Source organism: Mucilaginibacter terrae (assembly GCF_042679325.1).
Taxonomy (GTDB): Bacteria; Bacteroidota; Bacteroidia; order Sphingobacteriales; family Sphingobacteriaceae; genus Mucilaginibacter; species Mucilaginibacter terrae.
The window spans coordinates 384,929-400,705 of the sequence record NZ_JBHTMJ010000001.1; the positions used below are offsets into that span (position 1 = coordinate 384,929).

15 protein-coding genes are annotated in these 15,777 nt (G+C 40.7%); 6 read left to right on the forward strand and 9 right to left on the reverse strand.

The genetic code is table 11. The annotated features are described in order from the left end of the window. Positions 1-18 precede the first annotated feature (18 nt). The 5 genes from ACFQ3S_RS01560 to ACFQ3S_RS01580 all read right to left on the reverse strand — a co-directional run bounded on the left by ACFQ3S_RS01560 (position 19) and on the right by ACFQ3S_RS01580 (position 5,238). Positions 19-216 carry a heavy metal-binding domain-containing protein gene (locus ACFQ3S_RS01560; protein ID WP_377160491.1) on the reverse strand — a complete coding sequence of 66 codons (198 nt, stop codon included), beginning with the start codon at positions 214-216 and terminating at the stop codon, positions 19-21. A 1-nt stretch (position 217) separates the two neighbouring features. Continuing rightward, a complete protein-coding gene (locus ACFQ3S_RS01565) occupies positions 218-1,675 on the reverse strand; it encodes a PepSY domain-containing protein (RefSeq protein WP_377160493.1) in 1,458 nt (485 codons plus the stop codon). 2 nt (positions 1,676-1,677) lie between these two features. Next, on the reverse strand, positions 1,678-4,017 hold the full coding sequence (locus ACFQ3S_RS01570; protein ID WP_377160495.1) for a TonB-dependent receptor: 2,340 nt from the start codon (positions 4,015-4,017) through the stop codon (positions 1,678-1,680). A gap of 343 nt (positions 4,018-4,360) precedes the next feature. Further along, positions 4,361-4,732, reverse strand: a complete 372-nt coding sequence (locus ACFQ3S_RS01575) for a hypothetical protein (RefSeq protein WP_377160497.1) — start codon at positions 4,730-4,732, stop codon at positions 4,361-4,363. Between the two features lie 41 nt (positions 4,733-4,773). Beyond that, complete coding sequence (locus ACFQ3S_RS01580; protein WP_377160499.1) at positions 4,774-5,238, reverse strand: DinB family protein; 465 nt, start codon at positions 5,236-5,238, stop codon at positions 4,774-4,776. A 210-nt stretch (positions 5,239-5,448) separates the two neighbouring features. Here ACFQ3S_RS01580 and lysA point away from each other — a divergent pair, with 210 nt between their 5' ends. Together lysA and ACFQ3S_RS01590 are read left to right on the forward strand one after the other, a co-directional pair. Further along, a complete protein-coding gene (gene lysA / locus ACFQ3S_RS01585) occupies positions 5,449-6,630 on the forward strand; it encodes a diaminopimelate decarboxylase (RefSeq protein ID WP_377160501.1) in 1,182 nt (393 codons plus the stop codon). A 235-nt stretch (positions 6,631-6,865) separates the two neighbouring features. Next, positions 6,866-8,221: a GH1 family beta-glucosidase gene (locus tag ACFQ3S_RS01590; RefSeq protein WP_377160503.1), complete on the forward strand. Its 1,356-nt coding sequence runs from the start codon at positions 6,866-6,868 to the stop codon at positions 8,219-8,221. 12 nt (positions 8,222-8,233) lie between these two features. Here the strand turns inward: ACFQ3S_RS01590 and ACFQ3S_RS01595 are convergent, their stop codons facing one another. Together ACFQ3S_RS01595 and ACFQ3S_RS01600 are read right to left on the reverse strand one after the other, a co-directional pair. Then, the gene (locus ACFQ3S_RS01595; protein ID WP_377160505.1) at positions 8,234-9,820 is read right to left on the reverse strand and encodes an ATP-binding protein; all 1,587 of its coding nucleotides are present in this window, start codon (positions 9,818-9,820) and stop codon (positions 8,234-8,236) included. A 22-nt stretch (positions 9,821-9,842) separates the two neighbouring features. After that, a complete protein-coding gene (locus tag ACFQ3S_RS01600) occupies positions 9,843-10,304 on the reverse strand; it encodes a hypothetical protein (RefSeq protein ID WP_377160507.1) in 462 nt (153 codons plus the stop codon). A 208-nt stretch (positions 10,305-10,512) separates the two neighbouring features. Here ACFQ3S_RS01600 and folB point away from each other — a divergent pair, with 208 nt between their 5' ends. Then, positions 10,513-10,869, forward strand: a complete 357-nt coding sequence (gene folB / locus ACFQ3S_RS01605; RefSeq protein ID WP_377160509.1) for a dihydroneopterin aldolase — start codon at positions 10,513-10,515, stop codon at positions 10,867-10,869. On the opposite strand, the gene ACFQ3S_RS01610 is transcribed toward folB, so the two are convergent. Then, entirely contained in the window at positions 10,866-11,312 is a 447-nt protein-coding gene (locus ACFQ3S_RS01610) for an acyl-CoA thioesterase (RefSeq protein ID WP_377160511.1), read from the reverse strand. The genes folB and ACFQ3S_RS01610 overlap by 4 nt on opposite strands. 136 nt (positions 11,313-11,448) lie before the next feature. On the opposite strand from ACFQ3S_RS01610, the gene ACFQ3S_RS01615 reads away from it, so the two are divergent. Then, positions 11,449-11,889 (forward strand): Hsp20/alpha crystallin family protein, encoded by a 441-nt coding sequence (locus tag ACFQ3S_RS01615; protein WP_377160513.1) that lies wholly within the window; start codon positions 11,449-11,451, stop codon positions 11,887-11,889. A gap of 170 nt (positions 11,890-12,059) precedes the next feature. On the opposite strand, the gene ACFQ3S_RS01620 is transcribed toward ACFQ3S_RS01615, so the two are convergent. Continuing rightward, positions 12,060-12,551: a YajQ family cyclic di-GMP-binding protein gene (locus ACFQ3S_RS01620; RefSeq protein ID WP_377160515.1), complete on the reverse strand. Its 492-nt coding sequence runs from the start codon at positions 12,549-12,551 to the stop codon at positions 12,060-12,062. A gap of 149 nt (positions 12,552-12,700) precedes the next feature. On the opposite strand from ACFQ3S_RS01620, the gene ppk1 reads away from it, so the two are divergent. Beyond that, entirely contained in the window at positions 12,701-14,758 is a 2,058-nt protein-coding gene (gene ppk1, locus ACFQ3S_RS01625) for a polyphosphate kinase 1 (RefSeq protein ID WP_377160517.1), read from the forward strand. Next, the gene (locus tag ACFQ3S_RS01630; RefSeq protein ID WP_377160519.1) at positions 14,755-15,636 is read left to right on the forward strand and encodes a Ppx/GppA phosphatase family protein; all 882 of its coding nucleotides are present in this window, start codon (positions 14,755-14,757) and stop codon (positions 15,634-15,636) included. The genes ppk1 and ACFQ3S_RS01630 overlap by 4 nt, the downstream gene beginning before the upstream one ends. Positions 15,637-15,777 lie beyond the last annotated feature (141 nt).

Below are 15,777 nucleotides of genomic sequence, written 5' to 3' on the forward strand. Positions count from 1 at the left end.
AAATTAATACAAATTTCCTCAATTTTCGACTTCAACTAAGCCCATGCCGCATTTGGGGCAGGTGCCGGGCTTATCTACCTTAACATCGGGGTGCATGGTACAGGTGTAATTGTTTATTTGCTGACCAGCCGGAACCGCTGTTTTGGTTTCATTTGGTGTTGATGGGGTGCATGCTGTTAAGGCCACCATCAAACAAATGATACTTAATTTTTTCATGTTATTTGTTTTTAATAAAGGCAGCTAAACCGAACAAAGATACAATTAATACCCCCGCTGCGGCCAGCATGCTTAGAATGTCTCTCACGTTTTTACCCGCCCAGGCCATGCCGAAATACTTATGTAGAAATATGAACGACAAACCCTCCGCGCGATCTAATCCCGCAACTTTTGTAGCCAGTTTGGCCGATGTGGTTTCTATGTACCAATCCTCGTTTTTTGGGTAACTTACTTTTACAACCGGCAGGCGTTTATTAATAAAGCCATACTCATTGGTAAATTGCTTCACCGGCTCTGTATTAATAGGTTTAACGGCTTCTCTGGCTATGTTATTGCGATACAAACTACTTAGATAAAAAGCAAATTCGGCATCGCCATCCGGCAATTCGTTACCAGATGTGGCTTCAAAATAACGGATTTGTTTTTTAGCATCCAGCACCTGGTAGTAAACATGCTTATTAAATTTAGCTATATTAATACGCCTAATGAGGCTGTCTGCAATACTCAGCTTCAAGTTGTCGGCTTGTAGATTGGCCCGGTCAACAATCTGTTCGTAGGCTTTCATTTCAGGTTGCTGGTTGCAGAGTTTCACCCATAAGTGAAAACCACCGCTTACCACAAAGGTGAGCATCACAAAAGACACGATTAAACCCAATTGCCGATGAAAGCGATGAGTAAGGCGCTTTTTCTCACTACCGTTTTGCTTTTGCTTTTGCCTGATTTGCTTGAATCTTTTCCAGAATAGGCCATATACAATAATACCTGATAGAAGAGAAAATAACATCACCGTTATAACAATAAGCAACACCACAATTCGAAAAGTTTCGCCGCCGGCATCGGCTAAAAACTGCCAATTGTGGAACTGCTTAAATACCCACAAAAACGTTTTGCGAAAGTTGTTATTAAAGGTGCCTAAACGGCTTTGGCTGGTTTCTACATAAATGTCCATACCATCGGGCCTGTTGAAGCTTATCTTCCAAACCGGGAGGAGACGGTTTATAGGTTGGTAATTACCATCGAAGCTTTTTTGTAGCTCTATACTCCTGATCGTAGAAATGCTATCCTGTGTAAAATAGCGGGCCAGGTAAATAGCGTACTGCCTGTTGCCGTTGGGTAGTAAAGCACCATTGGTGGCCGAATAGTAATTGTACATACTATCGGTATTGAGTACCTGGTAGTAAGTTTGCTTGTTGAAATTCACCAGGCTGAAATTGCGTAACCGGCCTATATGGTTTTTATCCATTACCTGCTGCACAGATAACCCGGGCGACATTTGCTGTTGTGTAAGCGGCTTAAATACTTCTTGCGGTATAAACGGCCTGAACCAGTTAGACATAAACGGGTGGCAAAGCCCGCTTATGGTCCAAAAAATAACCGGTATTAAACTAATGAGCCCCAATATCCGGTGCCATTTATAAAAATTCTTATGGGCGGTTTTCTGTTGTGTCTTAATTTCCATATTTAAAATTTGGAGAATGAGTAACTGATGCCCAGCGTGTAGGTACGGGGAGGGGCGGCAGTATAGGTATCACCATACTGGTTGCTGACCACTGTAGAAGCATATAGCTGGTTGGTAACGTTGATGACGTTAAACCAGATACCAGCACCTTTCAGTACCTGCTTAAAATCATACCCTAAACGCAGGTTAAAAATATCATACCCGCTGTAGCTTTTGGTATTGGCCGGGTTGGTAAAGTACGCGTTAATATGCTGCCATTCGGGTGCTATCCTGAAGCCAGGTGCGAAGGCTGGTTTATAAGTGATCTCGCTGTTAGCAATCCAGGCAGGCGCATTGGCCATGCGTTTACCGTTGTAAGTAATGGTAGTGGTTTGGCCGTTGCTGCTACGCACTTCGCTGTAATCTTTGTAAGTGTGCCGGGCGTTGGTGCCGCTAAACCTAAAAGCTAATTGCTGCACGGGCAGGTAAGTAATGGTATATTCGATACCGCGGTGACGGGTTGCACCAGCGTTTTGATTTTGCGTTGTATTATCGGGCAGCAGCTGACTGATAATTTCATTTCGGCCTTCCAGGTTATACAAACTTACCTCGGTGTACAGTTTGTTATCTAATGCTGTGAACCAGCCGCCCACCTCGTAATTATTAAACGTAGCCTGCTTTAAAGGTGTTTGCTGGCGCGAACTGAATAGGTCGCCGGTTTCAGGCGGCTGAAAACCTACACTGTAGTTGGCGTACAAACCTTTGTGATTACCGAAATTGTAGGTCAATCCTAACTTTGGCGCTATTATATCGAAGTCGTTAGTTTGCTGCTGCTTATATTTTGTATTAGTAGATGGCAAGCCATTACGAAAGTTATAATGCACTTTGTCGTACCGCAAACCCATCACAATACGTAGTGGATCAATGGGTTTGATCTCGTATTGCGCGTAAGCTGCCGTATTAAATAGCTTGATTCGGTAATCATCAATATAAGTACCGGTATTGGTAAAGCTGGTATAATAATTACGCGTTACATCCTTTTGAATGCTTAAAAATTGCGCGTAGTACGAGCTTGGGCTGTTATCTATATAAATACCTGCTATCAGTCGCGAATGCAGGAAACTAAAATCTACCCGGTGCTGGGCCAGCAGGCCGTAACTTTGAAAACGCTGATCGTTCACTTGTCCGTTAGAACTTTGGTACAGGCCGGAAGCGTTGCGTACATCTGATATAAAATAGCTGGGTAGCTGCGCAGTTGAATTGTTGCGGTAGAACAGCGTTACAAACGTATTGCTTTGATTGTTCCAGGCATGTTCTAACCTTGTACTGGCCCTAAAAGCTTTAACTTTACGGTAAGTAAAACGCTGGTTGCTACCGTAACTACGGCTGTAAAAGCGGGTACTATCTAAACTGCCCGGCGTTTGGGTATTCAAATAGTTGTAGGTTGCCGATGTAATTAAGCGGGTAGCCGCATTAAAATCGTAAATGGCTTTAAGGTTTGCCGAATACTTGTCAAAGTCCGAATAATCCTGCCAGCTATTTTTTTGATGAGCAATATACCCACCTGCATATAAGCCAAATTTGCCTTTGGTAAAACCGCCGTCGGCATCTACACGGCGGTATTTGTAATTATCTCCTTGTAGTTGAACCCGGCCTACATAACCCGATGGTGGGTTTTGGGTGATGAAATTGACCGCGCCGCCAATGGAGTTACTGCCATAAAGTGAAGAAGCCGGTCCTTTGATCACCTCAATGTCTTTCACCCCGTTCATATTGATCTCGTACAAGGAATTGTGATTAAAGATCCCGGTTGGGCGGATAGGCAAGCCATCTTCCATGTACAAATACAATGCATTGTAAGTTATAGGTTGACGGATAGCCATGGTATGCTGCTCATTACCTAAATTAACCATATATACACCGGCCACTTTGTTAAGCAACTGATACAGTGCAGTAGCTTTAGTATCCTGAATTTGTACGGAGTTTATTTTACTGATAGCTACCGGCGCGCTTTGCCTGGATTGCCCTTCGCGACTGGCGGAAATCACTACCGGTTGCAGATCGACAGAGGAAGGTGATAGGTTGATGTTTAGTGCGCTGTTATTAGCATTGACATCAATTACACGTGTGGTATAACCCATCATGCTTACACTGATCCTGTTAAAAAAAGGAATACTAAACCGGCCTTTTCTATCGGTTACAGTACCGTCTTTGTTGGGTTGCGAACCGGTAGCTGAGCTAATAGTTACGCCGGGCAAGGGTTCGTGTGTAACGGCATCTACCACGGTACCTTCTATATTAGTTTGAGCACAGAGTGATATTGGAAAAAGAATATATATAAGGAACAATAAAATTTTTTGCATAATTATTTTGTAGGCATTACTGCCTGTAAGGGATGAATATTTTTGTAAATACAGATATACTTCTGAGTGCCGCCGCTCGGCTCCGGCCGAGTGGCAACTATTAAACCGCCTTTGGCCGATACAAATGCATTCGGGTTTAGACGGCGGCCTCCGGCCGATGCGCTAAGCTTTTTTTATTAATTCGCACATTTGCGGGCGGCCGGAGGCCGCTGAATAATGCTCACTCGGCTGGAGACGGGCGAGGGCGGTGCTCGAAAAAAAAGCACTCTAAACGCATCGAATGAACTCAGCGCTAAAAGCACTCCATCATCAATTAATAAAACCTGTAAAAAAAGAAGGGAAACTAAGCAACCCGCGGAGGACGTAGGAGATACTGACTAACCTGCTGAGGCTGCATGTTGAGGTATGGCTCAGAGATTTGCTGTAATAGTTTCGCATGAAACTTAAAGGTAAAACTTACCGGGAAGCAAGCATCCTGAAAAAGACTTTTTTCGATTTGGCGCTCGGCGCTGCGTTCTTTTTCTTCGGCCTGTTTTACTTTCTTCATTAAGTAACAGCGTCCTTTACAGTTTAGCCAGGGTTTGTCACGATTTTCGCAAAGCTTTGCTGCAATGTACTTTTGGTTCACTTCAAAGCCTGCATAGATGAATAGCCGGGTAAAATTGGCCGATATCATCAAAAAAATGAGCAGTAAGGCTACAAAGCGTTTAAACATTGGCGCAAAACTAATGCATCTGTACCAAATAGCATAAATTTTTAGTGGTTTTGTTGGCGTATGTACCAAATATAATCGGTAACGGGTAACTGCGTTAATCCAGCCTCTTTTAATAATAATCCGATTTGTGCCCGGTGATGGGTACCATGGTTAGTAACCTGTGTAAGCATATCGGTTACCGTGTTTTTAAATAAATCGCCCTTTGAATTATGATAAACTATTTCATCGGTAAAATCTCTCTCGTTTTTATCGGCAAGGTAGGCGGCTATGGCTTGGTAATTATCTTCTATAATATATTTAAACTGTTCGGCTTGCCAATCGGGCCAAATGCAGCTGTTAGGTAAAGGTGTTTCCTTACACCGCGATAGCCAAGTTTGCTGAGCTCCCAAGAGGTGTGCCATTAATCGTACTGCGGCTGGCAACTGGCCGGCTTCAATAATCAGATCTGAAAATTGCAGGTTCGCAAAACGGTCGTACCGAAATAATTGAAGGAAATGGTCTTTCATGAAGTTAAGGGCTATTATACAAATATATGTACAGCAGGCGAAAACAGGTAAACGAAAATGATGCTGTTAGGTAACTGCGCCAGGTAAGCTGTTATTTTAAATAATTTCCTTTCCATAATTGTTGTAATGCACCATAAGTAGTACTTTTAGCCCTTCAAATAAGGTAATTATACAGCGGTATAATTAGCCTGTAAAAATATACTCATCAGCATGTTCTCACCAGCCCATATTGCCCGGTTTAATGAACTGGAAACCCCTTTTTACTACTACGATTTAAATTTATTGCAGCAAACCCTAAACGCTTGCAAGGATGCTGCAGCAGAACATGATTACCATGTGCATTATGCTTTAAAGGCAAACTTTAACCCTAAAGTGCTGCAAGCGGTACAAGCTACAGGTTTTGGTGCCGATTGCGTGAGCGGTAACGAGGTATTGGCTGCTGTGGATCATGGTTTTGATAAACGCAAAATTGTATTTGCGGGCGTAGGTAAAAGCGACCGTGAAATTAACGCCGCGCTGGATGCCGATATTTTTTGCTTTAATGTAGAATCGGTACAGGAACTGGAGGTGATTAACGGGTTGGCCGGTGCCAAAAGTAAAACCGCGCGGGTGGCTATCCGCATTAACCCTAATGTAGACGCGCATACGCACCATTACATTACCACCGGACTGGAAGAGAATAAATTCGGTATTAACACCTGGCAACTGCACGATGTGGTAAGTACCCTGAAAACCTGCCCTAACCTGGAGTTTACAGGCATCCACTTTCATGTAGGGTCGCAAATTACCGATCTTGATGTATTTAAAAATTTATGTATCCGTGTTAACGAACTTCATGAGTGGTTTGACCGGCAGCAACTGCCTGTTAAGGTGCTGAACGTAGGCGGTGGTTTGGGCGTAGATTATTATAATCCTGATACCAACACCGTGGCCGATTTTAAGAATTATTTTAAAATATTTAAGGATAACCTGCTTATAAAAGCAGGGCAGGAGGTACATTTTGAATTAGGCCGGGTACTGGTAGCACAATGTGCATCGCTCATATCGCGGGTATTATATGTTAAAAACGGCCAAAAAAAGAACTTTCTGGTACTGGACGCCGGTATGACGGAACTGATACGCCCCATGTTGTACCAGGCTTATCATCATTTAGAAAACATTAGTAAGCAGGATATTGACCAGGCGGTCACAGTAAATTACGATGTGGTAGGCCCTATTTGCGAAAGCACCGATTGCTTCCGTACCGATGTGGCGATGCCCGAATCGTTCCGCGGCAATTTGATCGCTATACGTACAGCGGGTGCTTATGGTGAAGTAATGGCATCGGGTTATAACCTGCGCAACCGTGTACAAAGCGTTTATTGGGGGCAGCAAGAATTACAGGGTATATAAACATAACGGCGGCTTAACTATAACTTCATACCATAACCGTAGCTTGGTATATATTAAAACTACAAGGTTATGAAAGCTTTACACATTATTGGCGCATTGCTGTTTAATATGAAAGAATGGTTAGTGTTGCGCAGCCTAAAGTCGTCGTTTATTCATTAATGGTTATTTGCAAATATTTTATTTAAATCCATTTAATTTGAACAATTTGGGCCTGGCTTAGTTCGGGTTTAATTAGATGGATATTCATAAAACAGCTGCCACTTTTAACAGGCACGTATTTGGCGATGATTTTTACTGGGGTGTTTCTACCGCTGCTTTGCAAACCGAGGGGAACTGCGATGCTGATGGAAAGGGAATATCAATATGGGATGTTTTTACACAGCGCAAGGGTAAAATACATCAAAATGAAAATGCCGTAACCGCATGCGATTTTTATAACCGCTATGAGCAGGATATAGACCTTATCAAGCAGCTTAACATTCCAAATTTTCGTTTTTCCATTTCGTGGACGCGCGTTTTGCCTACAGGTACAGGTGTAGTTAACCAGGCAGGAATAGATTATTATAACCGGGTAATTGACTATTGCATACAACAGGGAATTGAACCCTGGTTAACCATATACCACTGGGATTTACCCCAGGTTTTAGAGTTGCAGAGCGGCTGGACTAACCGTAACAGCATAGAATGGTTTACCAACTTTGTAAGTGTTTGTGCCAAGGCATTTGGCAACCGGGTAAAAAACTGGATGGTAATGAACGAGCCGGCCGTATTTACCGGTGCCGGTTATTTTTTAGGCTTCCATGCTCCCGGCCGTACCGGTTTAAAGAACTTTTTACCCGCCGTGCATCATGTTACCCTTAGTATAGCCGAAGGTGCCCGAACTTTACGTGCCCTGCTTCCGCAGGCACATATTGGCAATACTTTTTCCTGCTCTCATATTGAGCCATACAGTGCTAAACCAAAGGATGTAGCCGCTGCCCAGCGCGCCGATGTACTCATAAACCGTTTGTTTATTGAACCATTGTTAGGCTTGGGTTACCCTACCGCCGATTTACCCGTGCTTAAAAAACTGGAAAAATATTTTAAGCCCGGCGATGCGCAAAAACTGGCTTTTGATTTCGATTTTATAGGTCTTCAGAACTATACCCGCGAAATTGTGAAGCACTCTGTATTTACACCCTACATAAGTGCCAAGTTAGTGGAAGCCAAAACCCGCAATGTGCCTTTAACCGAAATGGGCTGGGAAGTGTATCCACAGGCTATGTACGAGATCATAAAAAAATATAGTGCTTACCCGCAAATCAGGAAAATATATATTACCGAAAATGGTTCCGCTTTTAAAGATACCTTAAAAGATGGACAGGTGGACGATATGTTGCGTACGCAATACCTGCACGATAATTTACAGCAGATTTTAAAAGCTAAACAAGAGGGTAGCCAGGTAAACGGCTACTTTGTTTGGACACTGACGGATAATTTTGAATGGGCCGAAGGTTACCGTCCGCGGTTTGGCCTGGTACATATTAATTTTGATACCCAGCAACGTACCATCAAAAATTCGGGATATTGGTACCGCAATTTTTTGAAATGATAACGTGCGTAACTAAACATGCTGATACTGCAATTCCTGGCTGTATAAAGGCAGCCTAATATAAAAGGTTGTACCGGTTTGCTCATTGCTTTCAAACCATATTTGCCCATTGTGCATTTCAATAATTTGCCGGCAAATAGAAAGGCCCAGGCCAAATGATTTTTCGCCCATTGTACCCGGGCGCTTGGCCTCGGTAAACATATTAAATACTTTGTCTTTTAAATGGGCAGGGATGCCAATACCCGTATCATGAACAGATATTTCAACATGCTGGTTGGTTTTAACGATCATTACCTGTACGGTGCCGCCAGTAGGGCTAAACTTTATGGCATTGCTAATTAAATTACTTATCACACGCCATATCTTTTCACGGCTTATCAGCATCTCCTGGTGCATATCTAATAAATGCAGCGTAATCTGTTGATTTTTTTCGGACGCTTTAAAGCGTAATAATTCAACACTGTTGTTAAGCAATGTATTTATTTCAACCTTTTGCTTAACCAGGTTATCTTTGTTACTGGTGGTAGCTTCCAGTATTTCATTAATTAATTCGAGGGTATTGTAGGCGGTGTCTTTAACCAAACTCAAGTAAGTTTTTTGTTCGGTGTTGCACTCTTCGTCTTCAATAACCAACCCGGTTAACGAGGCAATACCACCAATAGGATTGCGTAAATCATGTGCAACGGTGCGCAGGATGCGGTCTTTTTCCTGGCTGCTGAATTCCAGATTCTCCAAAGCCTTTTCCAAGGCAGCATTTTTTATATGTATCTGCTGGTTAAGTTCACCAAGTGTAGTTAGTAGTGTTTTTGACTTTTGCCAGTTAAAATAAATTAATAGCAATATAATGAGAGCCATTATAAAAAACATAACAACTATAGTCAGATACCAGTTTTTTTGCTCGTTGGTTTTTTTAAGCTGGTCTACCTCGTAATCTTTTTCAAAACGTTTAAGCTGTTCGGCTATATCATTAGCTTTGAGGGCTATAACTTTATTATTAACAATGGCTTGTATGCTATCGTATTGTTTAAAGTACCTAATTGCTTGTGGCAGTTGTTTACGGCGCTCAAAATAAACGGCTTTCAAGAAATTCCAGTCGGCTAAAGCTTCTTTATTGTTAATGGTTTTTAACTGTTGCTCAACAATGTTTAACAGGCTCGGCATGGAGTCGGTTTGGTTCTGTTTTTCGTATAAGTGCAACAGTTTCAGTTCCGAGAGCAAGGCATCATTGTTATCGTAGTTTTTTTGCGCGTTAATAGCAATACTTTTTTTAAGAAGTTGCTTGGCCTTATCATAATTTTGTTTTTTAATATATACCGAAGCCTGGTTGCCATATACAACCCCTTTGGCTGCTTTTAGCAGGCTATCGGCCACTATAAAGTTTTTGTTGGGTGGGTTATTTATATAAGTTAAGCTTTTGTTAAAGTATAGCAAGGCGCTATCCAACTCATTAATCTTGTTGTAGCTTATGCCTGCGTTGTTTAATAATTCTTGCTGGCGGTAAAAATTTTTAAAAGTTATTTCGCATGCCCCAATTTCCTGAAAACTATTTTTAAAATACTGAGCAGCCATACGGTAATGTTCCTGCTTATACAGGATCATGCCCATGTGGTAACTATAATAGCTAAGTGCAATCCTGTGTTTTATTGCTTTTACTGCTGGCTAATTTTCCCTGGTAATAATTTAAATAGGCTTCATTATATTTATTAGATTCAAACAGCGCATCGCCCTTGTAAAATTTAGCTGTACTGTAAGCCGCTACATAATCATCGTTGTTTTTGGCTGTTTTCGATAGTTTTAACAGCAGGTCGGCATAGTATAATGCTTTTTCAGTATTTTTTTTGATATGAAAATAGTAGTTATAATGCATACCACAATAATCAAATTTCTGATTAAAACTCAGGTCCTGATAATTAGTGATAACCGAATTGAGATATTTAATAGCATTGCCAGGCTCACCGGCATCATATAAATGATTGGCCGAATCGATTAACAGATCATAAGCCAGATGTGTAGCAGCAGTGCTGTGGGGTTTTTCTTTGCACGACGAAAATAACGCTATAATCAATACGTATATACAGGGCACTATTTGATACCTGTAATTACATTGATTACTATACACAGAAAATAGCATGCAGTTAATTGGGTTTAACAATATTAATATTATTAAATTATAAACCGCAAATTTTTTATTTAATAATAGGTTGATAATTGCGGCGCAAATTATTGCTTTTTAGCATTTCGTATTACATTTGTCTAAATTAATTATTAGTTTAAGTTTCGGTAAATCAATTATGATCAAAGTAGGGCTTCATGGTGCCGAATTTTTTGCCAGGCATGGTTATTATAAAGAGGAGCAGGTATTAGGAAATTATTTTATAGTTGACATTGAGGCCTGTTTTATGCCCCAAAGCACGGCTATAAATGATGATCTGGATAATACGCTCAACTATGAGCGCCTGTACCAGGTTACAGCCGAACAAATGAAACATCCGCAAAAATTGCTGGAAACAGTTGCGCAGTCTATCGCTGATCGTATCATGCAATTGTTTCCCTATATCAATAACCTGCTGGTAACCGTTAAAAAACTTAACCCGCCGCTTAAAGGGAAGGTTGTAGCTTCGAGTGTTACTATTACCGTAAATGTTTAATTGGTATTGGTAATCAGTCCGGGTTCGTCATATTCTATCATGCGTTGTCTTTCGCGCTGAGGGATAGGCACCGATTTATAGTTACTATAATCATAACTGATACATACCGATTTGCCCGTAGTGCAAATTTCTTCGCCCTCTGATGTAATTTTTACCAGTACATATATTACATCAAAACTACTGTTCCCAATGCGTGATGTACGCAGGTAGCAGGCAATGGTATCATCAATTGTAATGGGCTTTAAATAATTTATTTCCGAACGGCCTAATATTACACCGCAATTGTTCCAGTCCCACTCTACAATCTCCTTCCAGTAATTTAGCCGGGCTATTTCAAAATAGGATAGGTATATCGTATTGCTCACATTTCCATAGGCATCAATATCTGAAAAGCGGATCGGTATAAGGGTTTTGTAACGGTAGTTATCTAAATTTTCAGTCATTGTGCGTCAAATTGTCTTGATGTAAAATTATAAAGCGACATAATGGCACTTAATAATGTTTAAATAAGTCCTTGGTATAAGGCTTGATATGATTACAACGAAAATAACTTAAAAAAACTTTTTGGAGGATAAAAATATGACTTTAGTGAAATTTAATAACGCAGCCATAAAACACACTGTAGGCCCACGCTTTAACGAGGTGTTCGATTCTATTTTTAACGATCAATATTTTAATAATACACCGGCTGTAAAAACACCGGCTGTTAACATTGCCGAGTTTGAAAGCGGTTTTGATATAGAATTGGCCGTACCTGGTTTAAAGAAAGAAGATTTTAAAATTAACCTGGAAAAAAATTTGTTAACCATATCGGCAGAAGCAACTAAAGAAGAAGTTGCCGGGGGTAAAACATATAACAGGAAAGAATTTAGTTTTAGCTCTTTTAGCCGCACTTTCACCTTGCCCGAAACTGTTGATCATTCTAAAATTGATGCAGAATACATTAACGGTATCTTAAAATTAACCGTTGCTAAAAAAGAAGAAGCCAAATTACAAGCCCGCGAAATTGCAGTTAAGTAATTGGAAACACGGTTTTCAAAAAATAAGTAAGTGTTGATTTAGTTTGATAGGCCGCTCCGGGTAAAACGGGGCGGTCTTTTTATTTTTTTGAATTTCACCGATGATTCTTGATTACACTGATTAATCGGTGCAATCATCAAAAATCTGTGTAATCCCAATCAAAAAATCAATCAGTTTCTCATATTAATATACTGCAACGGCTGGCCAAAATCTTCGCCGCGGCACAGGCTGATTACGGCTTGCAGGTCATCAATTTTTTTGGCTTGCACACGCACCTGGTCATCCATTATACTGGCCTGAACCTTTAGGCCGCTGTCTTTAATCTTTTTAACCACCTTTTTAGCAGCTTCCTTATCCAGTCCCTCCTTAATGCTAATCTCCTTGCGGATCATGTTGCCCGATGCGTACTGTTCTGTGCCAAAATCTAAAGCTTTGGGGTCCAGTTGTTGTTTAACCATGCGGCTAATTATCGCGTCTTGTATGGCTTTCAAACGCATATCATCTTCTGTTACTACAGTGAGGATATTTGTTTTTTTATCCAAATCAATGGTGCTTTTGGATCCATTAAAATCGTAACGGTTTAAAATGTCTTTTTTAGCCGTATTAATAGCGTTATCCAACGTTTGTCCGTCTATTTTACTTACTATATCAAATGTAGGCATAGGTAAATTTGTAATTTATATATATTGCAAAGGTATGGGGTTGCTAAAAGTTTTAACAAAACAAGTTAAAAATATTTAAGTTAATGTTATGTTAACATATAAATAAGCAGATTTGCATACACACACGCATTGCCCTGCAATGTTTACTTATGGCAACTAAAACTACACCTTTAATTAACAGAGAGATCAGCTGGTTGTATTTTAACGACCGTGTTTTGCAGGAAGCCGCCGATATAACGGTGCCGTTAATTGACCGGGTAAAGTTTTTGGCCATATTTTCATCTAACCTCGATGAGTTTTACCGGGTAAGGGTAGCCACGCTGACCCGGCTGGCAAACCTGAACGAAAAATCGAAAGCCCTGCTGGGTTATAATCCTAAAAAGATCCTTAACCAAATAAAAACATTGGTTGTTAAACAGGAAAAAAAGTTCAACAACCTTTACGAAAACATTATTGTAAAAGAACTGGCCGAAGAAAAGATATTTTTACTAAACGAAAAGCAGTTGAACGTAGTTCGTGGCGCTTTTGTGAAAAAGCATTTTCGCGAAAAGCTGTTATCCACCCTGGTACCCATTATGCTGGATGATACCATGCCCATGCCCGAACTGCATGACCGGGCCATTTACTTCTTTGTAAAACTCACTAAAGGTAAAAGGTCAAGGCTGGCCCTAATTGAGCTACCCGGCAATTTATCGCGCTTTTTAATACTACCCGAAACCAACCAGCTGAAATTTATTATTTTGGTTGATGATATTATACGTTATAGTTTAGAGGATATCTTTTTCATATTTGAGTATGATAGCATGGAAGCCTACTCTATACAGCTCACGCGCGATGCTGAGCTGGACCTGGATAAGGAGGTAAGCGAAAAATTTATTGATGCATTATCAAAAAGCCTGCAAAAGCGCCGCAAAGGCAAACCCATGCGTTTACTATATGATGCTGAAATGCCGGCCGATATGGTAAGCCATCTCATGATAAGGTATAACGTAGGTGCCGAAAACCTGATACCGGGTAATCGTTATCACAAGTTTAAGGATTTTATTGATTTCCCTAATGTGGGCGGCCCCGAGCTGGAATACAATAAGGTTAAGAACTTGCCCGTGGACGGGCTTTCGTTCGGTAAAAGTTTAATGGGTTTAATAGCTGTTAAAGATTACCTCATCAGTACGCCCTACCAGTCGTTCGATTATGTGATCCATTTTTTACGCGAAGCCGCTATTGACCCCAAAGTAGTGGAGATCAATATATCGGTTTACCGCCTGGCCAAAGATTCACGTGTAATACATGCGCTAATCAACGCTGCTAAAAATGGCAAAAAAGTAAACTGCCTGATAGAACTGCGGGCCCGTTTCGACGAACAAAATAATATTCACTGGACTCGTAAGCTGGAAGATGAGGGCATTAAAGTGCTGCATGGAATACCCGGTTACAAAGTGCATGCTAAAATTTGTATGGTAACCCGTATGGAAAAAGGCAAACCGGCCTATTACGCCTGCCTCTCTACCGGCAACTACAACGAAAAAACAGCGCAGATGTATGCCGATCATACCTTACTTACGGCTAACAAAAAAATTACCGAAGATTTGGTCAATCTGTTTAGGGCTATCAATAAAAACACATTGCCCAAAGGTATGAAGCATTTGATCGTGTCGCCTATTGATTCGAGGCCGGCTATTTATAAAATGATAGATAATGAGATCAAAAATGCCGGTGCGGGTAAGCAGGCCTATATGATATTAAAAATGAACAGCCTTGCCGATGAGCAGTTGATAGCCAGGTTGTACGATGCCAGTAACGCCGGTGTGAAAATTCAGCTCATTATTAGAGGCATGTGCTGTTTAGTGCCTGGTGTTGAGGGTTTTAGTAAAAATATTAAAGTAGTTAGTATTGTTGACAAATATTTGGAACACGCCCGGGTACACATTTTTGCCAACGGCGGAAAAGAGTTGATTTATTTAACCTCGGCCGATTTTATGACCCGAAATATAGATAACAGAGTAGAAGCAGGTTTCCCGATTTTTGATGTTGATTTAAAGAAGCAAATACGCCACATGATAGATCTCCAGTTAAAAGACAATACCAAATCGCGCGAAATCAACAAAACTAATACCAATAAATATCACCGTACCCATACCGATACACAACACCGGGCGCAGGTTGAAATTTATGATTACCTGAAACAATTAAACACACCCACAACTTGAGATACGCCGCTATAGATACAGGTTCGAACGCAGTACGACTGCTCATTGCAGATACCACCGAAGACAATGGTAAACTAACGTTTAAGAAAAATACGCTTATCCGTGTGCCATTACGCCTGGGCGACGATGCCTTTCTGCAACAGCATATATCAGATAAAAAGGCTAATGACCTGGTTAAAACTATGGCCGCCTTTAAAAACCTGATGGACGTATATAAAGTTAACGATTACATGGCCTGCGCTACATCGGCCATGCGCGAAGCCAAAAACGGCCCCGAAATAATTAAACGTATTAAGGAAGAAGCCAACCTCGACCTGGAAATTATACACGGCGAGCGGGAGGCCAGTATTATATATGCCAGCCACACCAGTATAGACCTGGATGAAAGTAAAACTTACCTTTATATTGATGTAGGCGGCGGAAGTACAGAACTGTCTTTATTTGATGATGGTGAACTTATTGCCTCTCAATCTTTTAATATTGGCACTATTCGCATACTGGATAACCAGGATAAGGACGAAACCTGGAAAGAAATGCAGGATTTTGTACGCAAACACACCAAACCCTTTAAAATGCTTTACGGTGTAGGTACCGGGGGAAACATTAATAAGCTCTTTAAAATGAGTGATGAAAAAGAAGGCGAACCTTTAAGCTACGTTAAGCTTAAATCTTTATATAGCTATTTATCGTCATACTCGCTTAAAGATCGTATTAATGTACTTAAATTAAACCAGGATAGGGCCGATGTAATTATTCCTGCTTGCGAAATTTATACCAGCGTTATGAAATGGGCTAATATTAAACAGATTTACGTGCCCAGCGTAGGCATGGCCGACGGTATTATCCAAACCTTGATAGAAAAGCACTCAGCTAAATAAAATTCAAATTATATTAGTATTAAATAAATAGTTATTACATTTGTATTGCCCCTTCAAGGGCATGTTTTTCATAGGTAGATGTAGGGTCGGGTACAAGTTATTCGACCCTTTTTTATGCCTTAACTTTAGTAACTTTGCTAT